Below are 17015 nucleotides of genomic sequence, written 5' to 3' on the forward strand. Positions count from 1 at the left end.
CGTTTGTTTGTTTTTAGATTAAAAATCAACGTTAAGACCAACTGTAACCGTTCTGAATATTGGTGTACCTGCTCTTTGAGAACCATAAGCTCTTGGATCACTACCATCTATATGTTCTGGATTGAAACCATGATAATCATCTGCAGTGATATAAAGTAAATTCTGAGCAGTAGCATAAACTCTTAAGCCGCTTACCCCTATACGTTCTGAAACATCTTTTGAAAAATTATAACCAAGATTTACATTACGTAAAGAGAAGTAATCTGCACTTGCAATAACATCGCTTGTCAATACTTTTTCCTGAATAAAAGAAACATCAGATACAAGACCGTTGGCAACAGCTTCTAGCTCTCCACCACTTCTTGTTCTGTTACCAAACCAGTTGTAGAAATATTGATCACCAATATTATTAACCTGAGCGCCTAAACTACCTTGAACCATGAAAGAAAAGTCTACATTACCAAATTTGAATTCATTGGTAAAACTATATACTAAATCAGGGTACGGACTACCTAAGATTGTCTTATCCTCCTCTGTAATTAACCCATCTCCATTTAAATCTTTAACGATAGTATCATCAGACTGACCATTGATTCTGTTCCAAGGACTATCAACATATGTTGTTCTAAAAGAAGTTTCGTCAAAAGCCTCTTCATCTACAACGTAACCCCAGAAAGATGAAATTGGCTCTCCAATTCTGTTTATCCATTGAGAGTTTCTACCGTAAGAATCTTCTATTAACGCATTATTAGAATCTCCAAAACTCAAAAGTTCATTTTTGTTGGTAGACGCTATTAAAGTTGAATTCCAAGAGAAATTTTCATTAGAAACATTTCTAGTTCTTAACTCTAGTTCAACACCTTTGTTTTGAACTTCTCCTAAATTTACAATACCACTATTAAAACCTGATATATAAGAAACAGGATTATTCAATAATAATTCATCACTTGTTCTTTCGTAATAATCTATAGAACCAGAGATTCTGTTGTTAAAAAATCCGTAATCCAAACCAACAGTTAATTCTTTAGAAGCTTCCCATTGCAATAATGTGTTAGCAATATTAAGTGGCGATACACCAGCTGCAATACTTCCATTATCTATTGAATTTGAATTCTGCAATAATGCTAAGTAAGGCCATGCATTTACGATAGCATCACCTACATTAAAGTTCTCAGCCCCTGTAAGACCATAACTAGCTCTAAACTTCATAGTATTAACAACATCGCTATTCAATAAGAAATTTTCTTTAGCAACATTCCAACCCAGAGATACTGCAGGGAAGTTACCCCACTTAGAGTCTATACCAAATACAGAACTACCATCTCGTCTAATAGACGCGTTTACTAGATATTTACCCTTATATGCGTAGTTAACCCTTGCAAAATAACCTAACTTTTTAAGCTCAGTATTTGTTTCCGTAGGAAGATCAACTAAAGTAGCCCCTTGAAAGTTTTTCAATAAGTCATTAGAAAAACCACTACCTGTAGTAATACTTTCTTCAGATTTTCTTTTTTGAATAGTAGCACCTAGTAACAAATTTAAATCATGATCGTCACCAAACGTTTTTGTATAATTTAACGTGTTATCAGAAATGATTCTAGTTCTAAATCTATTCGCTAAATAATATGAAGCTCTTGAATTACCACTAGCATGATGTTTTGTACCATCATATCTAGTTCTCTTTCTTTGCTCAAGCGTAACACCTAATTGAGTTTTAGCGGTAAGACCGTCTAAAAGCTCATAACTTAAATACGTAGAACCAAACAATTTTGTATTATATTCAAAATGCTCTCTTTCCACATATTGCGCATATGGGTTAGAATCCCCAGAAGTACGAGGTCTACTATCATTACCATCTCCATTAACATCTAATTCTACTAAATGGTTTTCGTAAAAGTAATCTCCAACTCCAACATCTGGATAAACATCTCTATTTATAAATTGAAGTGATTCTTCTGTATGATAAATAGGTAACCACGGTGATTGACGTGTAGGATTGTGAATAGATGTTGGCAGCCTTCTTTGTTTTGTATACGATGGTGTAGCTCTAATACCGAATCTTGCTTTTTCGCCAATTTTTGAATCAACTTTCATATTGGCAGAAAATAATTTGTAATCATCAGTAATTACAACACCTTCATCATGAAGATATCTTAAAGATGTACTAAACTTAGTATCTTCAGAACCACCTCTCGCAGATAAAGAATGACTTGTTATGGCGCCTCCGTCAAAGAAAACATCTTGCCAATCTCTATCCACACCAGTAGCTTGCACCAACAATTGTGCATACTGAGTTTCATTAGAAAGAATACCTGTTGCAGCTTGTTCTATTTTAGCCCATTCAGATACACTTTTTCTGTAATCATCACTACCATGTGCACTCTTTATACCTGTATAAGTTTGGTAACTAAATTTAGTTTTACCTGCCTTACCACTTTTAGTAGTAATCAAAATTACACCGTTAGAACCTTCACTACCATATATTGCAGCAGAGGCAGCATCTTTTAATACTTCAAAAGATTCTACATCGTTCATATCAAGATTACCTAAAAACTCTGAACTTACCACAACTCCATCAATTACCAATGCAGGACCAGAATCAGCAGTTACAGAACCAATACCTCTAATAGTAATAGTAGGAGCACCACCTGCTTCAGCATTGGTAGCTTGAATATTAACACCCGAAACTTGACCTATTAATGCGTCATCAACCCTTGACACTGCAATTTGATCTAGCGTTTCATTAGTAACCTTAGAAATTGAACCAGTAACGGTAGATTTTTTCTGTGTTCCATAACCCACAACTACAACTTCATCTAATTGACTTGCGTCTTCGGTTAAAGTAACACTAACTGTTTTCTGTGAAACAATAGCTACTGTTTCAGTAGTATACCCTATATAAGAAAAACGTAAAATGTCACCACTAGTAACTTGAATGCTAAAATTTCCATCAAAATCACTTTGAGTTCCTCTTGTTGTATTTGCTACAACAATATTTGCACCAGGTATTGGTACATTGTTTGCATCTACTACCGTACCTGATAGATCATAGGTGTCTTGTGCAAATAATTGAATGTTGACAAGCAACATTACAACCATAAAAATTTTTAATTTAAAATTCATCTGTGTTATATTAAGTTAGTTCTATTGAATTGGCTTGTGCCATCTTTTTGATCTACTTAAAATGCGATTACATATCTCGCATCATAATCTCCAATATTACTATAAACACACTTTCATCTTAAATCAATGAAAATTCCTATTTTTACAAAGAAATGTGTTTATAGCAATATTTACATGTTTGTGTATTACTTCCCTTCGAAATGAAGTAATTTTTTTATGAAAAAGGATGGGCGAGCACCCGTCCTTTTTTTATGCATTTTTTTCTAAAGTTTCACGTCATTTCTTTTTAGTTTATAATGGTTCTTTAATTTCAATATTTTAACTGGTTTACCAAATTGGTTCGTCAAACTGGTTTACCAAATATATGTTATTATATTGTTAAAAAAAATTACATTCATGATTTAAGACACAGATTTTTGAGATTAAATAAATTTTTTTATTGTATAATTACGTAATTGATAAAAAATTAAGCTCATTTTCAGAAAAGCATATTTAAGCCCAAAACACAGCTATACTTAGCGATTAGAAAGGTTTTACCATCATGAAAGTTTAAACCTTTTTATAAAATTTAACCAAAGCTTATAATTATTAAATTCTCTTAAAAATTTAACATATTTCACAGCCTGAGAGTAAAATAATTGGTAGACACACCACATCAGATGAAATGAATATTAAGAATTCATTAATGAAAACTGCGATAAATGATATCAAAATAACAGAGGAAAGAGTGAAGAATTTTAAGCTGAAACGTAATATCCTAAATTGAAATTTATTCAGTTTCATTTAACTTAAAAATAGCTCCAAGTTAATATCTGAATTTCTAATAAATAATAACAATATTATTGAACAGGAAAAGGAAGAAAACTTACTAAACAAAAAAAGTAATAATAAAAAAAGGCTTTCATTTTCATGAAAGCCTTTTTACCTGTGGGCCCTACTGGATTCGAACCAGTGACCCCCTGCTTGTAAGGCAGGTGCTCTGAACCAACTGAGCTAAGAGCCCCAATGGGGGTGCAAATATATAATACTTTTACATTCCACAAAAGAAAAATCAATAAAAATTTAAAGAACTTCTGCTACAACAAAATTACTGCCACCAACATAAATAAAATCATTTTTTTTAGCGCGTTTTTTCGCCGCCATAAGTGCCTTATTTACAGAATTATAAACACTACCCTTTAAACCTCTTTCAGAAAAAACTCTTTCTAAATCTTTTTCATCAAGTCCTCTAAAATTTTTTGGTTTACAATAATAATAAGTTGCATCTTTTGGAAAAAGAGATGAAATTTCACTGATATCCTTACCTTTTACAAATCCTACTACTATATGTAAAACTTTATATTTCTGCTTTTTCACTTGATCTAACACCAGTGATATCCCTTCTTTATTGTGTGCAGTATCACAAATTATTGTAGGATCTAAACCTATTTGCTGCCAACGCCCCATTAATTGCGTATTCTCAACTATATGCTTTAGACCTTTAACTATATTATTTTCCGTCACTTTAAAACCGGTTAATGTACTTAAAGTAGCCAGAACACCTTTTATATTTTTCTTTTGATAAGACCCTAGCAAACCTATCTCATAATCTAAATACTTAGAATCTTCAGCAAATTTTATTTCAGAGTTGTTCTCTTGTGCCACAGTTTTAAATACCAGAGCCGTTTCTTCATTAAACTCGCTAATTACCACCGGCACGTTAGGTTTTATAATTCCCGCTTTCTCTTCTGCAATCTTAGCAAGTGTATCACCCAGCATATCAGTATGATCTAAACCAATATTGGTTATCAGACTAACCTCTGGAATAATAATATTGGTAGAATCTAAACGACCACCTAAACCTACTTCAATAATGGCTATATCTATCTCTTGAGCCGCAAAATATGAAAATGCCATACCAACTGTCATCTCAAAAAAAGAAAGTTTATTAGCAGTAAAAAATGGTTTATTATCAGCAATAAAATCAACTACCTGATTCTTTGCTATTTTTTTTCCATTAATACGTATACGCTCTCTGAAATCCTTTAAATGTGGTGAAGTATACAAACCCACTTTGTAACCTGCCTCTTGAAGAACTGAAGCCAACAAATGACTACTAGAACCTTTTCCATTGGTACCAGCTACGTGTATGCTCTTAAATTTAGTTTGAGGGGCGCCTAAATGTTCGGCGAACGATGTAATACCATCAAGTTTTGAATTAAAGGCACTTTTACCTTTATTTTGATACATTGGAAGCTGTGCAAACATCCAATCTAATGTTTCTTTATAGGTCACTCTCCTAGCTTGAAATTTACAACTACGAAACCGACTTGTTTGCTTGGTGCGTCACCATCTAAATTCCACTTGTGCATAAATGCAGTTTTCTTTGCTGGTTCAAGTAAACATGGATTATTGTTGGTCGTACCCCTAACACCTGGTTCAGCACTGATTACTTTACCGTTTCGGTCTACAATAATTTTAACTACCACCCTACCAGACTCGTTACATTCTTGTTGCACCTTACCTTTATTCACTAAAGACCTACCGTTAAGTCCGTAACCACCTGTTCCGTTTCCACTACCAGGACTACCGTAATAACTTGTAGCATATGGATCTCCATCTGGCTGACCTTTATCTCCTGCTCTATTATCATCGCCTTCACTACCGGATGCTGTTCCGTCAGATTTGTTAAGACCGCCCATCATAGCATCTAAAGCTTTCTTTTTAGCTTCTTGCTCCTGGCGCGCCTTGTCTGCGGCATCTTTCTTTTGTTTGGCTATTCTTGCAGCTTCTGCCTTTTTCTTATTTTCTGCAGCCTCGGCCTTTCTCTTTGCATCAGCAGCAGCTTCATCTGCTTTTCGTTTTGCCTCTTTAGCTTGATTAATCTTTACAGACTCGTCATTGTCTTGAGTTAATACTTTTTCGGCCGGTGCCTCTTTCTCGGCTACAGCCTCCTCCACTTCTTCTACAGGCTCTTCAATTGCTTCTGCAACTTCTTGCTCTGTTGGCTCAACAGGGGGAGTGTCTAAAGGTTCTGATTGAATCTTTTCTTTTGGCTGTACTTTACCGCTACCAAAATTCATGGTTCCAAAATTAACCGAGATTCCATTTTCCTCTGGCGGGTCCATGTAGTTTAGACCAATATAAAATAAAACCAACAAAAGCGCACTTAACAACAATGTGGTAAGTGTCAATGATTTCTTTTTATGTTTTGTATCTAAAAATGCCATTTAGTTTGGGCGTACCGCCAAAATAACCTTATAATTATTTCTGTTCGCGATATCCATAACATTCACTGCTTCTTTAATCGCTACACTTTCTTCTGCCCTAAGTATAATTGTAGGACTATCTTGACCTGCTAATGCTTTCTTCAATTCAATCTCTACATACTCGCCGTTAATACGTTCATCATTTACAAAGTATTGTAGGTTCTTATCTATACTTACAGATACGTTTTGCGTATTAGTAGATTTCCCTTTTGCTTTTGGAAGTAACAGATCCAAGGCGTTAGGAGAATTTGCGGTAAGCATAAAAAACACCAACAACAAGAATACAATATCTGTCATTGAAGACATGCTAAAGTCTGGACTGACTTTATTCCTTCCTTTTAATTTCATAGTATAAAATTAAAGAGGTTCGTTTAATAGATCTAAGAATTCTACAGCGTTGGCTTCCATTTTATGAACTACTTTATCAGTTCTGTTCACTAAATGATTATAACCTACGTAAGCAATAATACCTACAATAAGACCCGCAACCGTTGTAGTCATAGCGGTATAAATACCAGACGCCAATGAACCCATTTCTGCTTGACCACCACTACTGGCCATCTCATGAAATGCAAGTATCATACCAATAACAGTCCCTAAGAAACCAATCATTGGAGCAGCACCGGCTACCGTCGCCAAAATACTTACATTCTTTTCAAGCTTATATACTTCAAGCGTACCTGCATTTTCTATTGCAGTATTTATATCATCTAAAGGTTTCCCAATACGAGAAACACCTTTCTCCGTTAACCTTGCTACCGGCGAGTCTGTTTGGGCACAAAGTATCTTTGCTGCATCTAACTTACCAGTAGTAACGTAATCACGAATCTGATTCATGAAATTCTTATCTATTTTAGATGCCGCATTTACCGCAAGCAAACGCTCAAAATAGATATATAAGGCTACGCCTAACATGATAAACAAAACAGAGATAATGATTACACTACCTGTGCCACCATTAAATATTAAATCTATTACCGAAAGAGTTTTCTCTTCAGACAATAATTCTTCGCTCGCATCTTGAGCCAAATCCTGGAATAATAACATAATATTCTTTAAGTATTGAATTTGCCTTTATAACGATGATTTGCGAATTAAATTATCCGTGAAGCACAAAATCTCTTAATAGGATAAAAACGATTGCTCCACTAACAAAACCTACGAATGCCAACCATGCAATTTTTTTAAGATACCAGAAAAAATCAATTTTCTCCATACCCATTGCAACAACACCTGCAGCAGAACCAATAATCAACATACTACCACCTGTACCTGCAGAGTAAGCGATAAAGTGCCAAAGCGGATTATCTAAAGGCTCACTAAACATTCCCATACTTGCCGCTACCAATGGTACGTTATCAATTACTGCTGACCCTAAACCAAATAACATTACAACAATATCCGTATTCGGTATCGCCTCATTAAGTGCTCCTGCAGCATTAAATAGAATTCCTAACGATTCCATTGCAGCTACCGCCAATAAAATACCTAAGAAAAATAGAATACTTGGCAATTCAATTTTAGATAATGAATGATGAACAGGACTATGGTGCCCCTCACTATCTTGACCTTCTTGATCTACAGAAGAAATACTAAACTTCTTATTACTATATATTTCAGCAAATGTTGCTACTACAGCCAATGACAACATCATACCTACATAAGGTGGCAAATGCGTTACTGTCTTAAAAATAGGTACAAACAAAATAGCACCTAGACCTAAATACAACATTACCCCACTATACTTTGACTTTGAATTTTCACCTTCTAATTCACCATCAATTAAACCTTTAAAAACTTTAAACCTACTTGCAATGACTACAGGCACAATCATACAAACCAATGAAGGCAATAGTACATGAAGCACTAGCTGACCAGCACTTACTCTGTTAGCTATCCACAACATGGTAGTAGTTACATCTCCAATAGGAGACCAAGCACCACCTGCATTTGCCGTTATTACAATCATACCAGCAAACCATAATTTTGTTTCTCTATCCTTAATAACTTTCTGAAGAATAGTAATCAAAACAATTGTAGCCGTTAGGTTATCTATGATAGCAGATAAAACGAATGCTAATATTGAAAACAACCAAAGTAATTTCCCTTTTTGCTTTGTCTTAATAAATCCTTTTATAGTAGCAAAACCATCGAAATAATCAATAATTTCAACAATAGTCATTGCCCCCAAAAGAAAGAAAAGAATCTCTGCCGTTTTACCTAAATGATGCAATAGAGATTCCTCCATCATATGCATCCTATCTAAATGCCCCCATTTACTAAAACCTTCTACAAGACTTTGCTGAGCAGAATCAAACCAGTTTTCGTAACCATCTATACCCAGAGCTATAAGCGCCCAAAGTATAGCCATCATAGCTAAGGCCGGTATTAATTTATCTATTTTAAGATTGTGTTCTAAGGTAATGGCAAGATATCCCGCCAAAAAAACAATAACAATGATGGTTTCCATATTCTTTGGTTTTTTGAGTAACTAGTTATTAGTTGTAAATATAGGTTCTAATTCTAAAAAATAAATCTTCCAAATATATTTAAAATTGTCTGTGAATTCCTAATGAATTGACAATAATACCGAAGTTATCTGACATCCAAATACTTAAATCGACCCTATTATAAATTTAACAGGTTTTAAGTGACCAGATTTTAACGCTTAAGAAAATGTTAAAAATGAAGTGGCACTATACCTCCTATGCTCTATTGTTACAAAATTGCTCAAAAGGAGGTTCATAAGTAATATATTTAACTACTATATCTTTATCTTTGAGAAGTTAACCTTTATATAATATTAGATGGATTTTTCATTAAATGAAGAACAAAAACTTATACAAGAAGCTGCACGTGATTTTGCTCAAACAGAACTATTAGCAGAAGTAATTGAACGTGACGATGCCCAAAGATTTCCCACAGAAGAAATTAAAAAACTAGGAGAACTCGGTTTTTTAGGAATGATGGTAGACCCAAAATATGGCGGAAGTGGACTAGACACCCTTTCATATGTAATTGCCATGGAAGAGATTTCTAAAATTGATGCATCAACTTCAGTAGTAATGTCTGTAAACAATTCTTTGGTATGCTGGGGATTAGAAAAATTCGGTTCTGAAGAACAAAAAGAGAAATACCTTACCAAGCTTTCTACAGGAGAGCAAATAGGTGCATTCTGCCTTTCCGAACCAGAAGCGGGTAGCGATGCCACTTCTCAAAAAACAACCGCCGTAGATATGGGCGATCACTATATTGTAAATGGAACCAAAAATTGGATTACCAATGGTGGTACCGCAAGTACATATATTGTAATTGCTCAAACAGACAAAGACAAAAAGCATAGAGGTATAAATGCCTTGATCATTGAAAAAGGCACTCCTGGATTTGAAATAGGACCTAAGGAAAACAAATTAGGTATTAGAGGTAGTGATACTCATTCATTAATATTTAATGATGTAAAAGTCCCTAAAGAAAATAGAATCGGTGAAGATGGCTTTGGTTTTAAATTCGCCATGAAAACTTTAGCAGGTGGTCGTATTGGTATTGCAGCTCAAGCACTAGGTATTGCTGCCGGCGCATATGAATTAGCTTTAAAATATTCAAAGGAACGCAAGGCTTTTGGCACAGAAATAAGCAATCACCAAGCTATTGCATTCAAACTAGCCGATATGCATACCGAAATACAAGCGGCAAGATTACTGGTTTATCAATCCGCATTAGACAAAGACAATGATAGAGATTATGATCTTTCTGGAGCAATGGCCAAACTATACGCTTCAAAAGTAGCAATGGAAACTACGGTTGAAGCCGTACAAATTCATGGAGGAAACGGATTCGTTAAAGATTATCATGTAGAACGATTAATGAGAGATGCCAAAATAACACAGATATACGAAGGCACTTCTGAAATACAAAAAATCGTTATTTCAAGAAGTATTTTAAAGTAATTATTAGACAATTTATGATTCACCCCTACTTTTCATAGGGGTGAATTTTATTATAACAACATCTTACTTTGTTAACCTCTCAATAAAGTTAGCCTTTATTGTTAGAAAGTTGCAAAAACTACATTTTACCCCCTACTTCATCCATACTTTTCAATAATATTAACTTAAATTTATCAATCTGATAAATTGAAGGTTTTAAAAATCCATAATTATAGATTTTTTAAGCTTTTATTTATTTCGTTGAATTTTTTACTTGAATTTGTTTCAATCATTGAATATAATTCAATTAAATTGATATTTTTGAAGAAATACCACAAAGGATGAAACTGAAGAAGCAAGGATTATATTTACCGGAATTTGAACATGATAACTGTGGGGCTGGTTTTATATGCAGTCTTAAAGGAAAGAAATCTAACGACATTATTCATAAAGCGTTAGAGATACTTGAACGTTTAGAGCATAGAGGGGCAGTAAGTGCCGATGGTAAAACAGGAGATGGAGCAGGTATATTAATAGATATACCGCATGATTTTTTTCAGGCTGTTTGTAATTTTGACCTACCTAAAGCAGGTGATTATGCAGTTGGTAATATATTTTTCCCTAGAAAAGAAAACCAAAGAGATTTCTGTATTTCGGTTTTTGAAGAAAATATCAAAAAACAAGGTTTACAATTATTAGGATGGAGAGATGTACCGGTAAACAGATCTATACCTGGTAGAATTGCCGCTGAAACCGAACCTTTTGTTAAACAAATATTTGTGGCTAAAGAAAGTGAAGATCAAGACTACTTTGATTTTAACTTAAAACTTTTTATTGCAAGAAAAGTAACTGAACATACCATTATAAAATCTAAATTATCTGAAAGCAAGTTCTTTTATGTACCAAGCTTATCTACCAAGATAATTATATTTAAAGGACTACTAATGCCTTTAGATATTAGCCTATACTATTCAGACCTAATGGATTCTAGAGTAGTAACTAGATTGGCTTTGGTACACCAACGTTTCTCTACAAATACTTTCCCTACTTGGGATTTGGCGCAACCATTTAGATATATGTGTCACAATGGTGAAATAAACACCTTAAGAGGTAATGTTACCCGTATGTTCTCTAGAGAAGAATTATTGAAGAGCGATATGTTCGGAGATGAAATAAAGAACGTTCTTCCTATTATATTACCTGGAAAGTCTGATTCTGCCACAATGGATATGGTCGTTGAGTTACTATTGATGACCGGTAGATCTTTACCAGAGGTAATGATGATCTTAGTGCCTGAGGCATGGGAGAAAAATACCGAAATGTCTGAAGCTAAAAGATCATTTTATGAATATCACTCTTGTATGATGGAGCCTTGGGACGGACCAGCTTCTATTCCTTTTACCGACGGAAACTTTATAGGTGCGGTATTAGATAGAAACGGTCTAAGACCATCAAGATACACGGTTACAAAAGATGACTACGTAGTTATGTCTTCTGAAACAGGTGTTGTTGATATTGCCCCAGACAATGTAGAATTTCACGGAAGATTACAGCCAGGAAAAATGTTCTTGGTGAATATGGAAGAAGGTAGAATTGTTAACGATGAAGAAATTAAAGAAAACATTGCTCAAAAATTTCCTTACAAGAAATGGTTAAATGACAACTTAGTACACTTAAAGGATATTCCATATAATGATTGCCCTTTATTTTTAGGAGAGGAAACATTAGAGAATAGAAAATCTGTATTTGGTTATACAATTGAAGATATTAATACAATTGTGCTTCCAATGGCAAAAGCTGGTAAGGAACCAATTGGTTCAATGGGTTCCGATACGCCTATTGCCGTACTATCTCAACGACCGCAATTAATTTACAATTATTTTAAGCAATTGTTCGCTCAGGTAACGAACCCTCCTTTAGATGGTATTCGTGAAGAATTGATTACAGATATCAGTTTAACCCTAGGTAGCGATCATAATATATTTGAGTTTTCAGAATTACATTGCAGAAAACTAAAAATTCAAAACCCTGTAATTTCTAAAGAGGATTTAGATAAAATAAAAAATTACGATGTAAGCCCAGACTACAAGGTAGTTTCAATTTCCATGTTGTATTCTATTAAACAAGGGCACAATGGTCTTGAAGACGCTTTACAATCTGTATTAAATCAAGCTTCCAAAGCAGTAGATGAAGGTGCAAATATTATTATTCTTTCAGACAGAAATGTTACAAAAGATATGGCTCCTATACCTGCATTGCTAGCATGTTCATTTGTAAACAGCGGATTGCAGAAACTTGGCAAACGTTCTAAACTAAGTGTCATTATAGAATCTGCAGAACCACGTGAGGTACATCATTTTGCTTTATTATTTGGATTTGGAGCAAGTGCTATTAACCCATATTTGGTTAACGAAATCATTGCCGAGCAAATAGAAGAGCATGATATTACAGAAATATCTTTTGACGATGCAATTAAAAATTACAATAAAGCGGTTGGAAAAGGTATCTTAAAAGTGATGAATAAAATCGGTATTTCAACATTGAACTCTTACCGTGGTTCTCAACTTTTTGAATGTATAGGTATTAACACCAAGGTAGTTGAGAAATACTTCCCTAATACCCCTACTCGAATTCAAGGTATTGGTCTTTATCAAATTGAAAAAGAAATTGCCTTACGCCACCACAAGACTTTTAGCAAACAACATATTGATGCTAATTTAGATTTAGAAATTGGCGGTGAATATAGATGGAGAAGAGATGGTGAAAAACATATGTTTAACCCATTATCTATTGCAAAACTTCAAAAATCAGTTCGTAATAACGAGCCAGATACATATAAGGAGTATTCAAACATGGTTAATGAGCAATCAAAAAACCTTATGACTATTAGAGGTCTTTTTGAATTCTCTAATTATGACCCTATTCCTTTAGAAGATGTAGAACCTTGGACAGAAATTGTAAAAAGGTTTAAAACCGGTGCAATGTCTTACGGATCAATTAGTAAAGAAGCTCATGAGAATTTAGCGATTGCCATGAACCGTATTGGCGGAAAAAGTAACTCTGGTGAAGGCGGAGAAGATCAAAATAGATTTTATAAAAATTCTACTGGTGACTGGAGAAACAGTGCAATAAAACAAGTTGCTTCTGGTAGATTCGGTGTAACATCTAACTACCTGACCAATGCAAAAGAAATTCAGATTAAAATGGCACAAGGTGCCAAGCCTGGTGAAGGAGGTCAATTACCAGGTCCAAAAGTAAATCCTGAAATTGCAAAAACTAGAAATTCTACTCCGTATGTGGGTTTAATTTCTCCACCACCGCATCACGATATTTATTCTATTGAAGATTTATCTCAACTTATATATGATTTAAAATCTGCCAATAGAAAAGCAAGAGTTAATGTGAAATTAGTTTCTGAAGTTGGTGTAGGTACTGTTGCGGCTGGTGTTGCAAAAGCAAAAGCCGATGTTGTTTTGGTTTCTGGTTTTGATGGTGGTACAGGCGCTTCTCCTTTAACATCACTAAAACATTGCGGTTTACCTTGGGAACTTGGTATTGCAGAGGCTCAACAAACACTTGTTTTAAATGATTTAAGAAACAGAATAGTTCTTGAGTGCGATGGTCAATTGAAAACCGGTAGAGATGTTGCCGTTGCTTGTCTATTAGGTGCAGAAGAATTTGGTTTTGCAACTGCCCCATTAGTAGCTTCTGGCTGTATCATGATGCGTGTATGCCATTTAAATACCTGCCCAGTAGGTATAGCTACTCAAAACCCTGAATTAAGAAAGAAATTTAAGGGTAAACCTGAACATGTAGTGAACTACATGTATTTTGTAGCACAAGAGTTACGTGAAATTATGGCGCAACTAGGCTTTAAAACTATCAATGAAATGGTAGGTCAGGTTCAAAAACTAGACCGTAAGAAAGCTATTGACCATTATAAAGCTGCCGGTATAGATTTAACTCCTATTCTACATCAAGTAGATGTACCTAAAGGAACTAAATTCTACAATACAGAAAAGCAAAAACACGATATAGACAAATCAATAGAATTTGATATTATAGCAAAAGCTAATCCTTCTTTATTTAGAAAAGAGAAATTAACTTTAGATTATCCTATTTGTAACACAGATCGTGCAGTTGGTGCAATTATCAGTAATGAGATTTCTAAAACTTACGGTGCAGAAGGATTACCAATCAATACACTAAGATTGAATTTTACAGGTTCTGCAGGACAAAGCTTTGGAGCATTTGCAACAAGAGGACTTACAATGATTGTCAATGGAAATACTAATGATTATTTAGGAAAAGGGCTTTCGGGCGCTAAATTGGTTATCAAGGTACCAGAGAAATCTACTATTGTACCTGAAGATAATGTAATTACCGGAAACGTAACATTATATGGAGCTACTGCAGGTAGAGCATATATCAACGGAAAAGCAGGTGAACGTTTTTGTGTTCGTAACTCAGGTGCTAAAGCTGTAGTTGAAGGTATTGGAGACCACGGTTGTGAGTATATGACAGGTGGTGTTGCTGTAATTCTTGGAGAGGTTGGCAGAAATTTTGGAGCAGGTATGAGTGGCGGAATTGCATTTGTACTAGATAGCAACAAAACTTTTAAAAAGAGATGTAGCACAGAAGGTCTTAACCTTTTAGAGGTAACAGAGAATAATGATATTAAACAATTAAAAGATTTAATCGAGAGTCACTATAACTCTACATCAAGTCCATTAGCACAACGTATTTTAGAAAATTGGGAATCTTATCTACCTAAATTCGTTAAGGTTTTACCTGAAGAATACAGACAAGCTTTAATCAGACTAGAGGAAGAAAATTTACAAACTATTTAAGATCGGAATATGGGAAAGATAACAGGATTTTTGGAATTCGATAGAAAAATTGAAGCATACGAACCGGTCGAGGAACGTTTAAAAGATTATAAGGAATTTACAGTACCCTTACCTGAAAAGGAATTGAAAGAACAAGGTGCTCGTTGCATGGACTGTGGTATACCTTTTTGCCATAGCGGCTGTCCTTTAGGAAATTTAATTCCTGATTTCAACGATGCGGTTTACCGTGGCAAATGGGAAAAAGCAAGTGAAATTTTACATTCCACAAACAACTTTCCTGAATTTACAGGAAGATTATGTCCTGCACCGTGTGAAGAAGCATGTGTTTTAGGTATAAATGAAGACCCTGTTACTATAGAAAATATTGAGAAAAATATAGTTGAAACTGCTTTTAAGAAAGGATGGATTACTGCAAAACCACCTTTAAACAAAACTGGAAAGAAAGTTGCAGTTGTAGGTTCAGGTCCTGCGGGTCTAGCCACAGCTCAGCAATTGAATAGAGCTGGTCATGATGTTACCGTTTTTGAAAGAGATGAAAAACCTGGTGGATTATTACGCTATGGAATTCCAGATTTTAAAATGGAGAAAAACGTTATTGATAGACGCTTGGAAGTATTAAAAGAAGAAGGTATCACTTTTAAATGCGGAATACATATTGGTATCGATATTAAAGCCGACACTCTTAAAGAAGACTACGATGCAATTGTATTGACCGGCGGTGCAACTATTAGACGAAACTTACCCATTGAAGGATCTAATTTAAAAGGTGTTGTTCAAGCAATGGATTTTTTAGGTCAAAATAATAGACGTGTAGACGGTATTAAAGATCTTGGAGAAGAAATTAAAGCAACAGGTAAAGATGTTGTCGTCATTGGTGGTGGTGATACTGGGTCAGACTGCATTGGTACATCTTTTCGCCATGGAGCAACTTCTGTATCTAATTTCGAAATTATGCCTATGGCAACCACAGAAAGACCAGAAGGTCAGCCTTGGCCGTTTTGGCCAATGAGATTGAGAACTAGCTCATCTCATAAAGAAGGTGCTGAACGTTTCTTTAGTATATCAACGAAGAAGTTCTTAGGTGATGAAGACGGAAACTTAAAAGGTTTAGTAACTTCAGAAGTAGAATGGATTAAAACTCCAGGACAACGACCGCAACTTAAAGAAGTTCCCGGTACTGAAAAAGAATGGAAATGTGAATTAGCATTGTTAGCTTTAGGCTTTACCGGATCTGAAAATACAGTTGCTAGTCAGCTAGGTTTAGAAATGGACGCAAGAACTAATATTAAAGCATCTGACAACGACTATAAAACTAATGTTAAAGGTGTATTTGCCGCAGGCGACCAAAGAAGAGGTCAATCTTTAATTGTTTGGGCAATCTCTGAAGGTAGACAAGCAGCTCACCATGTAGATAAATACTTAATGGGTGAGACCGCGTTACCACTTAAAGGAGAAGGTGATTTGCCAAGAGTATAGCAATACATATTATAATATTAAAAACGCCATCTAAGCTTTTAGGTGGCGTTTTTTTTATGTAAAAGAATCATACTTATTATAGCTTCAAAACACAATCATAGCTCACTTACATAATCCGATTACAGTAATTATAAATGATCAGCGATATTTCAACACTATATATGTTAGTTTAAACTAACCCTATTACAATCAGTTAAACTTGTAAGTTTATAATATCAGTAGTAGTAGTAGTAGTAGTAGTAGTAAAGGTAACGCCTTTTGATCTCAGGAAAGGGTTTAAAGAAATCCCTATCATTTTAGGACTAAGATTTCATGGTATAAAAAAAGCCCCTTACATTACTGTAAAGGGCTTTCGAAAAAGGCGGCTACCTACTCTCCCACTTGGTATAGCA

General features: G+C 34.7%; 9 protein-coding genes and 1 tRNA gene. 3 read left to right on the top strand and 7 right to left on the bottom strand.

Annotated elements, in window-relative coordinates; all coding sequences use genetic code 11:
- Positions 1-18 precede the first annotated feature (18 nt).
- The 7 genes from PXD56_RS17560 to nhaD all read right to left on the bottom strand — a co-directional run bounded on the left by PXD56_RS17560 (position 19) and on the right by nhaD (position 8841).
- Entirely contained in the window at positions 19-3123 is a 3105-nt protein-coding gene (locus tag PXD56_RS17560; protein WP_276494632.1) for a SusC/RagA family TonB-linked outer membrane protein, read from the bottom strand.
- 928 nt (positions 3124-4051) lie between these two features.
- Positions 4052-4126, bottom strand: a tRNA-Val gene (locus PXD56_RS17565).
- A 59-nt stretch (positions 4127-4185) separates the two neighbouring features.
- Complete coding sequence (locus PXD56_RS17570; RefSeq protein WP_276494633.1) at positions 4186-5397, bottom strand: bifunctional folylpolyglutamate synthase/dihydrofolate synthase; 1212 nt, start codon at positions 5395-5397, stop codon at positions 4186-4188.
- Complete coding sequence (locus PXD56_RS17575; protein ID WP_276494634.1) at positions 5394-6332, bottom strand: energy transducer TonB; 939 nt, start codon at positions 6330-6332, stop codon at positions 5394-5396. Before PXD56_RS17575 ends, PXD56_RS17570 begins: the two co-directional genes overlap by 4 nt.
- The gene (locus tag PXD56_RS17580) at positions 6333-6719 is read right to left on the bottom strand and encodes an ExbD/TolR family protein (protein WP_276473435.1); all 387 of its coding nucleotides are present in this window, start codon (positions 6717-6719) and stop codon (positions 6333-6335) included. It lies immediately after the preceding gene.
- A 9-nt stretch (positions 6720-6728) separates the two neighbouring features.
- Positions 6729-7418, bottom strand: coding sequence for a MotA/TolQ/ExbB proton channel family protein (locus tag PXD56_RS17585; protein WP_276473434.1), 690 nt, complete (start codon positions 7416-7418; stop codon positions 6729-6731).
- Positions 7419-7470: 52 nt separating this feature from the next.
- Positions 7471-8841 carry a sodium:proton antiporter NhaD gene (nhaD, locus tag PXD56_RS17590; protein ID WP_276494635.1) on the bottom strand — a complete coding sequence of 457 codons (1371 nt, stop codon included), beginning with the start codon at positions 8839-8841 and terminating at the stop codon, positions 7471-7473.
- A 337-nt stretch (positions 8842-9178) separates the two neighbouring features.
- On the opposite strand from nhaD, the gene PXD56_RS17595 reads away from it, so the two are divergent.
- From PXD56_RS17595 to PXD56_RS17605, 3 genes are all read left to right on the top strand, one after another.
- Positions 9179-10318 carry an acyl-CoA dehydrogenase gene (locus tag PXD56_RS17595; RefSeq protein WP_276494636.1) on the top strand — a complete coding sequence of 380 codons (1140 nt, stop codon included), beginning with the start codon at positions 9179-9181 and terminating at the stop codon, positions 10316-10318.
- Between the two features lie 320 nt (positions 10319-10638).
- Positions 10639-15147: a glutamate synthase large subunit gene (gltB, locus tag PXD56_RS17600; protein ID WP_276494637.1), complete on the top strand. Its 4509-nt coding sequence runs from the start codon at positions 10639-10641 to the stop codon at positions 15145-15147.
- Between the two features lie 9 nt (positions 15148-15156).
- On the top strand, positions 15157-16623 hold the full coding sequence (locus PXD56_RS17605; RefSeq protein WP_276494638.1) for a glutamate synthase subunit beta: 1467 nt from the start codon (positions 15157-15159) through the stop codon (positions 16621-16623).
- Positions 16624-17015 lie beyond the last annotated feature (392 nt).

Origin of the sequence: Maribacter zhoushanensis (assembly GCF_029350975.1) — a bacterium.
Taxonomy (GTDB): domain Bacteria; phylum Bacteroidota; class Bacteroidia; order Flavobacteriales; family Flavobacteriaceae; genus Maribacter; species Maribacter zhoushanensis.